Annotated in this window: 11 protein-coding genes; 8 read left to right on the forward strand and 3 right to left on the reverse strand. The window is 66.1% G+C overall.

Annotated elements, in window-relative coordinates; genetic code table 11:
* Nucleotides 1-100: 100 nt before the first annotated feature.
* Nucleotides 101-850 (reverse strand): TetR/AcrR family transcriptional regulator, encoded by a 750-nt coding sequence (locus tag EJK91_RS14310; protein WP_046300670.1) that lies wholly within the window; start codon nt 848-850, stop codon nt 101-103.
* Nucleotides 851-1,053: 203 nt separating this feature from the next.
* Here EJK91_RS14310 and EJK91_RS14315 point away from each other — a divergent pair, with 203 nt between their 5' ends.
* From EJK91_RS14315 to EJK91_RS14350, 8 genes are all read left to right on the forward strand, one after another.
* Nucleotides 1,054-2,406, forward strand: a complete 1,353-nt coding sequence (locus EJK91_RS14315; RefSeq protein WP_206430420.1) for a DUF445 domain-containing protein — start codon at nt 1,054-1,056, stop codon at nt 2,404-2,406.
* 87 nt (nt 2,407-2,493) lie between these two features.
* Nucleotides 2,494-2,886 carry a helix-turn-helix domain-containing protein gene (locus tag EJK91_RS14320; protein ID WP_125079258.1) on the forward strand — a complete coding sequence of 131 codons (393 nt, stop codon included), beginning with the start codon at nt 2,494-2,496 and terminating at the stop codon, nt 2,884-2,886.
* 61 nt (nt 2,887-2,947) lie between these two features.
* Complete coding sequence (locus EJK91_RS14325) at nt 2,948-3,562, forward strand: hypothetical protein (RefSeq protein WP_024443430.1); 615 nt, start codon at nt 2,948-2,950, stop codon at nt 3,560-3,562.
* A gap of 61 nt (nt 3,563-3,623) precedes the next feature.
* Entirely contained in the window at nt 3,624-3,887 is a 264-nt protein-coding gene (locus EJK91_RS14330) for a DUF2516 family protein (protein WP_192830924.1), read from the forward strand.
* 4 nt (nt 3,888-3,891) lie between these two features.
* Nucleotides 3,892-4,299, forward strand: coding sequence for a DUF2599 domain-containing protein (locus EJK91_RS14335; protein WP_036458442.1), 408 nt, complete (start codon nt 3,892-3,894; stop codon nt 4,297-4,299).
* A complete protein-coding gene (deoC, locus tag EJK91_RS14340; protein ID WP_024443433.1) occupies nt 4,299-4,991 on the forward strand; it encodes a deoxyribose-phosphate aldolase in 693 nt (230 codons plus the stop codon). The genes EJK91_RS14335 and deoC overlap by 1 nt, the downstream gene beginning before the upstream one ends.
* Nucleotides 4,992-5,042: 51 nt before the next feature.
* Complete coding sequence (locus tag EJK91_RS14345) at nt 5,043-6,203, forward strand: DUF4226 domain-containing protein (protein WP_125079259.1); 1,161 nt, start codon at nt 5,043-5,045, stop codon at nt 6,201-6,203.
* On the forward strand, nt 6,200-6,709 hold the full coding sequence (locus tag EJK91_RS14350) for a hypothetical protein (RefSeq protein ID WP_125079260.1): 510 nt from the start codon (nt 6,200-6,202) through the stop codon (nt 6,707-6,709). The genes EJK91_RS14345 and EJK91_RS14350 overlap by 4 nt, the downstream gene beginning before the upstream one ends.
* Before the next feature lie 4 nt (nt 6,710-6,713).
* On the opposite strand, the gene EJK91_RS14355 is transcribed toward EJK91_RS14350, so the two are convergent.
* Nucleotides 6,714-7,481: an LmeA family phospholipid-binding protein gene (locus EJK91_RS14355; RefSeq protein ID WP_125079261.1), complete on the reverse strand. Its 768-nt coding sequence runs from the start codon at nt 7,479-7,481 to the stop codon at nt 6,714-6,716.
* Nucleotides 7,482-7,490: 9 nt separating this feature from the next.
* On the reverse strand, nt 7,491-8,185 hold a 695-nt coding region (locus tag EJK91_RS14360; protein WP_164517971.1), incomplete at its 5' end, for an LmeA family phospholipid-binding protein.

Raw genomic sequence — 8,185 nt, forward strand, 5'->3', positions numbered from 1 at the left:
GGTCGGTTCTGACGTCCCGTTTGCGACGGTAGGAGATTGCGCCGTCGAGAGATACAGGGATTTCCCTGGTAATCGGCAGTGTCCGATGGGGGAGGCCAGGTCAGTGCGCGGACCGCGCCGATGCGTCGGCGGTGCGCGCCTGCACGCTGGCCGCCCGCCGCCACGGCAATATCGGTGACGGGTGCGGCCCGGCGTTGAACTTTTCCAGCGATCCGCCCACCTCGACGATCCCGCACAGCGCGTTCCAGGTCATCATCGTCAGGTAGTCGATCAGGTCGTCGGCGCTCATCCGCGGGTCCAGCAGCCACGAGTGAGTGGCCAGCTGCACTCCGCCGACGGTCATGTACGCCCACGGCTCCACCCCGCGGGTGTCCATCCCGACCGCGTTCATGCGGCGGCGCAGCATTACCGCGAGCATCCTGGCGATGATGCGCTCGGAGTCGGCGATCACCTTGCTCTTGCTGGCCGAGCTGTTGGCCATCACGAACCGGTAGGGCTCGGGTTCGTTGGCGACGGTCTGCACGTATACCCGGATGATCTCGCGAACCAGGTCGAATCCGTCCAGGTTCGCCGACAACGCCGACGCCATGTTCGGGATCAAGGTGGTCTGCGCGAAGCGCATCATCACCGCGGTGGTGAGGTCGTTCTTGTCGACGAAATACCGGTACAGGACCGTCTTGGACACGCCGATCTCTGCGGCGATCTCGTCCATGCTCACATAGCGGCCGCGGCGCCGGATCGCCTCGATCGTTCCGTCGATGAGGTCGTTGCGGCGGTCGACCTTGTGCTGGTGCCAACGCCGCTTACGACCGTCTGTCTTGGCGGTGCCGGCTTGGAGCTGCTCTGCCACTATCGCGGATTCCCATTCCCTAGACGCAATAGATAATACGGGCTGGTGCAGCAAACTCTGTGGTCCGGTAACAGTTACCGGCGGTTTGGCGAGGCTCGCCGGAGGCGAGGCGAACCTGGAGCTGCCGCATATACCCGGCGGTTTGGCGAGGCTCGCCGGAGGTGAGGCGAAGTTGAAACTGCCGCATATGCCCAGCCGCGTAGTTGGCGGATGATGGTGGTGTGGTGCATCCAGAGAACCAGTCGAGTTGGCCGGGCGCCGCGCGAACCGTGCAGTCGTTGGCGGAGTCGTTCGCGGGCGCTGATCCGGACGCGGACGCGGTCCGATTGCGTGATCTGCGCCGGATGAAAGTGGTGGCGCTGAGCTTCCTGCTCGGCGCCACTGTGGTCTTCCTGCTGTGTCGGTGGGCGCAGGCTGGCGGTACAGCTCCCCTCTGGGTGGGTTACGTCGGCGCCGCCGCCGAGGCCGGCATGGTCGGCGCGCTTGCGGACTGGTTTGCGGTCACCGCACTGTTCAAGCATCCGCTGGGAATACCCATCCCGCACACCGCGATCATCAAGCGCAAGAAAGACCAGCTCGGGGAGGGGCTGGGCACTTTCGTGCGGGAGAACTTCCTGTCACCGCCGGTGATCGAGACCAAGCTGCGCGACGCGCAGATCGCCGGCCGGGTGGGCAAATGGCTGTCGGAGCCGACGCATGCCGAGCGGGTGGCCGCCGAAACCTCGACCGTGCTGCGGGTCCTGATCGAGATGCTGCGCGACGACGATGTCCAGGATTTGATCGACCGGATGATCGTGCAACGCATCGCCGAGCCGCACTGGGGCCCGCCGGTCGGCCGGGTGCTGGGTTCCCTGCTGGCAGAGAACCGGCAGGAGGCGCTGATCCAGCTGTTGGCCGACCGGGCCTTCCAGTGGTCGCTCAATGCCGGCGAAGTCATCCAGCGGGTCGTCGAGCGTGACTCGCCGACCTGGTCGCCGCGATTCGTCGACCACCTGGTCGGCGACCGCATCCACCGTGAACTGATGGATTTCACCGACAAGGTGCGACGTAATCCTGATCACGAACTGCGGCGCAGCGCGACCCGATTCCTGTTCGAATTCGCCGATGATCTGCAGCACGACCAAGCGACCATCGCGAAGGCCGACGCGGTCAAAGAGCAGCTGATGGCCCGCGAGGAAGTCGCCAAGGCTGCGGAGACGGCCTGGCGGACGCTCAAGCGACTGGTGCTCGAAGGCGTCGACGACCCGTCCAGCGCGCTGCGGACGCGGGTGGCCGCGACCGTGGTCCAGGTCGGAGAATCGTTGCGTGACAAGGCCGAACTGCGCGACAAGGTCGACAACTGGATCGTGCGGGGAGCCCAGCATCTGGTGGGTCGCTACGGGGTGGAGATCACCGCAATCATCACCGAGACCATCGAGCGCTGGGATGCCGCCGAAGCGAGCCGGCGAATCGAACTGCACGTCGGGCGTGACTTGCAGTTCATCCGGATCAACGGCACGGTAGTCGGCTCGCTGGCCGGCCTGGCGATCTACGCCATAGCTCAACTTATGTTCTGACCTGCGCTAGCAAGTGCTTGCAAAAGTTAGCACTAGGCCGTATCGTGGCACGTGCCAGCAATCGCAAGTCCACGAAAGGGGTCACCGGTGTCGCAGGATGACAAGCTCGCCGCGGTGGTCTCCACGGCAGCGGCGGATATCGGTAGCTTCATCCGGTCCCAGCGCGAAGCCGCGCAGGTGTCCATGCGTCAGCTGGCCGACAAGGCCGGCGTCAGCAACCCGTATCTGAGTCAGATCGAACGTGGACTGCGTAAACCTTCCGCTGACGTCCTCAACCAGATCGCCAAGGCCCTCAGGGTTTCCGCCGAGGTGCTCTACATCCGGGCGGGAATTTTGGAGCCGAGCGTGAAGAGCGAGGTCCGTGACGCCGTAATTGCCGATGCAGCGATCACGGAACGGCAAAAGCAGGTTCTGCTCGACATCTACACGTCTTTCGTCCAGCAGAACGAAGCCGACGGTGAGGAGATGCCACCTGACTGATCCTCTGTCGTTCTCCTGACCGAATTACCTACGCACGATTTCAACCTGAAAGGAACCCGACATGGCCGAGAACCCGACCATCGATGAACTGAAGGCCCCGCTGCTCGCCGCGCTCGGCGCCGCCGACCTGGCGCTGGCCACCGTGAACGACCTCGTCGCCAACCTGCGCGATCGCGCCGGCGAAGCGCGCGAGGACGCCAGCACCCGGGTTGAGGAGAGCCGCGCTCGCCTGAACAAGCTGCAGGAGGAACTGCCCGAGCAGCTCGCCGAGCTGCGGGAGCGCTTCACCAGCGAGGAGCTGCGCAAGGCCGCCGAGGGCTACGTGGAGGCGGCCAGCGAGCGGTACAACGACCTGGTGGCGCGCGGTGAGGCCGCCCTGGTGCGGCTGCGCAGCCAGTCCGGTCTGGACGACGCCTCGGCGCAGGTGGAGGGCTATGTCGACCAGGCCGTCGAGTTGACCCAGGAGGTGCTGGGCAACGTCGCGTCGCAGACCCGTGAGGTCGGCGAGCGCGCCGCCAAGCTGGTCGGCATCGAGCTGCCCAAGAAGGACGAGCCGGCGCCGGCCCCCGCCAAGAAGGCTCCGGCTGCCAAGAAGGCTGCTCCGGCTGCCAAGAAGGCTCCGGCCAAGAAGGCCGCCGCCAAGAAGGCTCCGGCCAAGAAGGTCACCCAGAAGTAGTCGCAGTTCGACGCCCGGGACGGTGCCCGCCTAGGCTTGCAGCGTGATCGCTGCGAACCTGGTGGGTACCGTCCTTGGCGTTTTGCAGATAGCTGTCTTCGCGACGTCGGTGTACGCCTTTGTGCACGCCGCGATGCAACGCTCCGACGCCTACCCCGCCGCTGACAAGCTCACCAAGCCGGTCTGGCTGGTGATCCTCGGGGTGTGCGGGCTGCTGGCATTGCTGTTGCAGGTGATGGGGATGGCGATCGCGGCCTGCGCGGCAGGGGTCTACCTGGTGGACGTGCGGCCCCGACTCCTTGAGGTCCAAGGCAAGTCCCGCTAGCCCCATGCTGCGTGCGTTCGTCCTTGCGGCCTCGGGTGCCACAGCCGCGGTGTTGGGCGCGGCGCCGGCCACCGCTGACACCACGTTGTCCGGCTATGTCGACCACACCGAGTGGGTCAGCTACGACGGCCAGTCGAGTCTGCGGGTGTACCCGACCCCCTCCGCGCGGGCGGCGGCGCTGCGGCTCGACACCGACGGGGCGGGGGAACAGGCTTGGCGCGAGGTGCTCGCCAGCACCCCCGAGGCCGATACGCCCGGCATGCGCGACCAATTCCTCTGCCACTGGAGCTACGCCGAGTTCGCCCGACCCGGCAAGACCAGCTGGAACCTTGAGCCGTGGCGCCCCGTCGTCGACGGCGTGACCATGCTCGAATCCGGGTGCAATCCCGGCGCCGCCGAGGAGGCCTTCTGATGTCCGTGACTGCCGCCGGCCGCTGGGGCCGTGACCAGGTGGCGCGACTGGTCGATCACACGCTGCTCAAACCTGAAGCCACCGCGCAGCAGGTGGTGGCCGTCGTCGCCGAAGCCGCCGAACTCGGTGTGGCCGCGGTGTGCGTATCGCCGTCGATGGTGGCGATTGCGGCTGAGGCCAACCCCTCCGGCGTCCCGATCGCGGCGGTCGCGGGCTTCCCGTCCGGCAAGCATCTGTCGGTGGTCAAAGCACAGGAGGCGGCACTGGCCGCCGCCGACGGGGCGGCCGAGATCGACATGGTCATCGACGTCGGCGCGGCACTGGCCGGTGATTTCGCCGCGGTGGGCGCCGACATCGCCACCGTGCGGGCCGCGGTACCCCAGGTGGTGCTCAAGGTGATCGTCGAATCCGCCGCGCTGCTGGAGTTCGCCGGCGACGCCGCCCTGATCGCTGTCTGCCGGGCCGCTGAAGATGCCGGCGCCGACTTCGTCAAGACCTCCACCGGATTTCACCCATCCGGCGGCGCGAGTGTGCACGCGGTGGCGCTGATGGCCGCCACGGTCGATGGCCGGCTGGGAGTCAAAGCCAGCGGCGGTATCCGCAGTGCGGAGGATGCGCTGGCCATGCTCGAGGCAGGAGCGACGCGATTGGGGCTGTCCGGCACCCGCGGGGTGCTCGACGGATTGGGGTAGCCCGCCTGGGTGACTACCCAAGTCCGCAGACCGCCGATAGCCTTTGCGGCTATGCCCGATGTGCGTGGTGCATTCGCCGACGCCGCGCGTGCGCGCGAGCAGGATTTGGTGCAGCGCCTCGCGACGGCCGCCGAGGTGGACCGCGCGTTCGCCGAGGCGCTGCGGGGGGCATGTCGAAAGGTGGCGTGGGGCCGCGGGCGCCTTGATGCCATTGAGGGCGAGATCAGCGACGTCGTTGCCCGGCAAGGCCTGCTCGGCCTCGACACCCCGGCCGGCGCTCGGCAGTTCCAGGCGTTCCTTGCCGCCAAGGCCAGGGGGATCCACCGGGTGGTCGGCGAGGTCTCCACTGACAGCACCAGCAGGACGGGGATGCTGCAGTCGCTGCGGTATCCGATGGGCGTCGGCGCGCCCCTGTCTCCCGCGATCGGCGCGGGCGCCGGCGAGCGCCGGTGGACCGACAACGATCTCTACCCGCATGATCCGACCGCCGCAGACGTGAAACAGGACAGCGTCGGGGACTGCTATCTGGATGCCACCATGGGGGCCATCGCCAACGCCAACCCGCAGTGGATCAAAGATCGCATTCATTTCGACGACGGCACAGGCAATTTCGATGTCACCCTCTGGGACGGGCATGCGTGGAAACACGTGGACGTCACGCAGGACGACATCGACACCGACATCAAACACAACGGCGCAAGTTGGCTCGACAATGGCCGCCCCGACGCCGCGCTGTGGCCGGCGGTGCTGGAGTCGGCGTACGCGAAACTCAAATACCCGGGAACGGATCTCGCCGATGCCCTTGGCAACGAAGTGGGGATCGGGCAGGGCGGCTATGCCAAGGACGCGATGGAGGCGCTGACCGGCAATCGCGGCACCGTGATCAACCCGCAGAGCGTCTGGTTCACCAATCAGCATATCGACCAAGCGATTTCCGGGGCCCTGACCAATCATCAGCCGGTGACGATCTCAACTTCTCCGGAAGGAGCACCCTTGACGCAAAGTCATGTGTATGTGGTCGAAGGCATCAGCGGTACCGGCAGTGACGCCATGGTGACGCTGCGCAATCCCTGGGAGAACAATACCGGCACGCCGATCGACACCCCCGATGCGCTGGTCACCGTTCGGCTCGGCGACCTTATCGGGTCCGGGCTGCCCGGCCCCCTCGGCACGCATCCGATGTCGGGCGTCAACATCGGTTCACTCGGATGAAGGCAAGCAAGGCGATGGCAATAAGCGCAGCAGTGGTGATGGGGCTCGTCATAGCCCTTGCCGGATATGTCTTCTGGCAATACCGAAGCGCTGCACCACCCGCGCTGGGGGACATTCGGGCGTATGCCCAGAGCACTGATGTCCCCGTCACGTCGGTGCCCGATCACGCCGGAGCCGAGCAGCAGCTACGGCAATTCGCCGACGGCATACAACCCGGCTACCGGGTCGCTGAGGAGCGGTTTCTCGCTTCCGGTGCCCCGCTGGTCTGGGATGCGTTGCGGCACTTCGTTGGGCCCTGCCTCGCGCCCTCCGGCTATGAGCTGACGGCGGACGGCTTCTCGAGCGACTTCGCCGTCGAATACAGCGTGTACGGACACAGCGGCGGGCTTCGGGGTTGGTTCAACGACGACCTGATCCTGGTCGCCGGGTTCAACCCCGCTGGGGTGTCGGGAGCGGCACACCCGGCCGCTTATCTGTACGGGTACTTCCGGCTGGTCCGGGTCTGACGCCTTACAGCGAGTCGAAGCAGTGACTCGACGAGGTCCCCTGCTGGATGGCGGCATTCTGGGTTGAGAACTTAACCACCACACCGGAATCGGTGACTTCCACACTGTCGAGGTGGATGCCCAGCGGAAGGTCGTCGGTCACCTTCGCGGTGAGCTCGTCGAGATTGCGCTGCACACTGTCGCGGTCCAGATCACGGCCCAGCAGTTCCAGCTCGGTCACCTGCAGCGACAACCCGTTGTTCACCAGCTGCGGTTTGACCGTCGCCTTGTTGAGCAGGCCCTTGAGCTGCACGGTGCCGGCGTCGGGATCGGCGGTGACACTGCCGGTGACGATGCTGCCGATCACCGGGACGACTTCTTGGATGGACTCCTTGATGCCCTCGGCCGGCCAGGTGATGGTGCCGTCCAGTGACCCGATAGTGCCCTTGGAGTCCGAGGCACCAGCGTCCTGGTTCAGCCGGACGTTGCGGATGTCCAGATCGAGGCGCATGCCCTTGGCCTGCCGGATCTGATTGCCCGCGGTCTTGACCGAGATGTGGGAGTACTCATCGTTGAAGTACTGCGCCAGTACCGGGGGAGTGGTCCCGAAGGACACGGTGGCACTGTCCTGCGCCTCGCATTTGACGGCTTCGGCGACCAAGGTGTTCGCCCGGTGGCGCGCGTAAAGCTCACCGCCGAGCATCCCGACCAGTGCTATTGCGAGCACCGCGGTCAGGGCCAGCATGATCGCCGGCAGGCCGGAAAACCGATGGGTGGGTCCGGGTGCGCTCATTGTGCAAGGTTACAGATGAGCGAAGCAGGGGTCATCCGACCGTGGAATGGAGGCGTTGCTGGTGGAGAACCGCGCCACCACACCGGTATCGGTGACCTCGATGCTGTCGGCGCGCAGACCGAGCGGATAACGCTTGGTCAACTCCGAGGCGAACCGGTCCAACTCGGGCTGCAGGGACTCTCGCGGCAGGGTCAGAGTGCCCAGGCCGGTCAGCTTCTGCACCTGCAGGGACAGGCCCCCGTTGACGACTGCGGGCTTGACCACAACGGTGGCCAGACCGAACGCACCGCGCAGTTCGACGGTGCCGTCCTGCGCATTGGTCTTGAGGTCTGAGACCAGGTTGCCCAGAATCGGCACCATGTTCTGAACGGTCTCTTTGATCCCGGCTGACGGCCAGGTCAGCGTCGCCTGCAGCGAACCGATAGTGCCACGCGAGTCGCCGGTGCCGTGCAGATCGACATCGGAGATGCTCAGGTCGGCCGTCATCTGTTTGGCGTCTTTGACCTGGTTGCCCGCGGTGTGGATGGAGATGTTGGTGTAGTTGCCGGTGATGTGCTGCCACAGGAACGGTGGCGTCACCCCGAACGAGGCACTGGCCTTGTCGTTCACCACGCACTCGGTCGCCTTGGCCACCTTGCTGTCGCCGATACGGCGGGCGATCAGTTCGGCCCCGATCAACCCGGCCAGCGCCAGCGCGATCACCG

It is taken from the genome of Mycobacterium sp. P7213 (assembly GCF_900604305.1).
Classification (GTDB): domain Bacteria; phylum Actinomycetota; class Actinomycetes; order Mycobacteriales; family Mycobacteriaceae; genus Mycobacterium.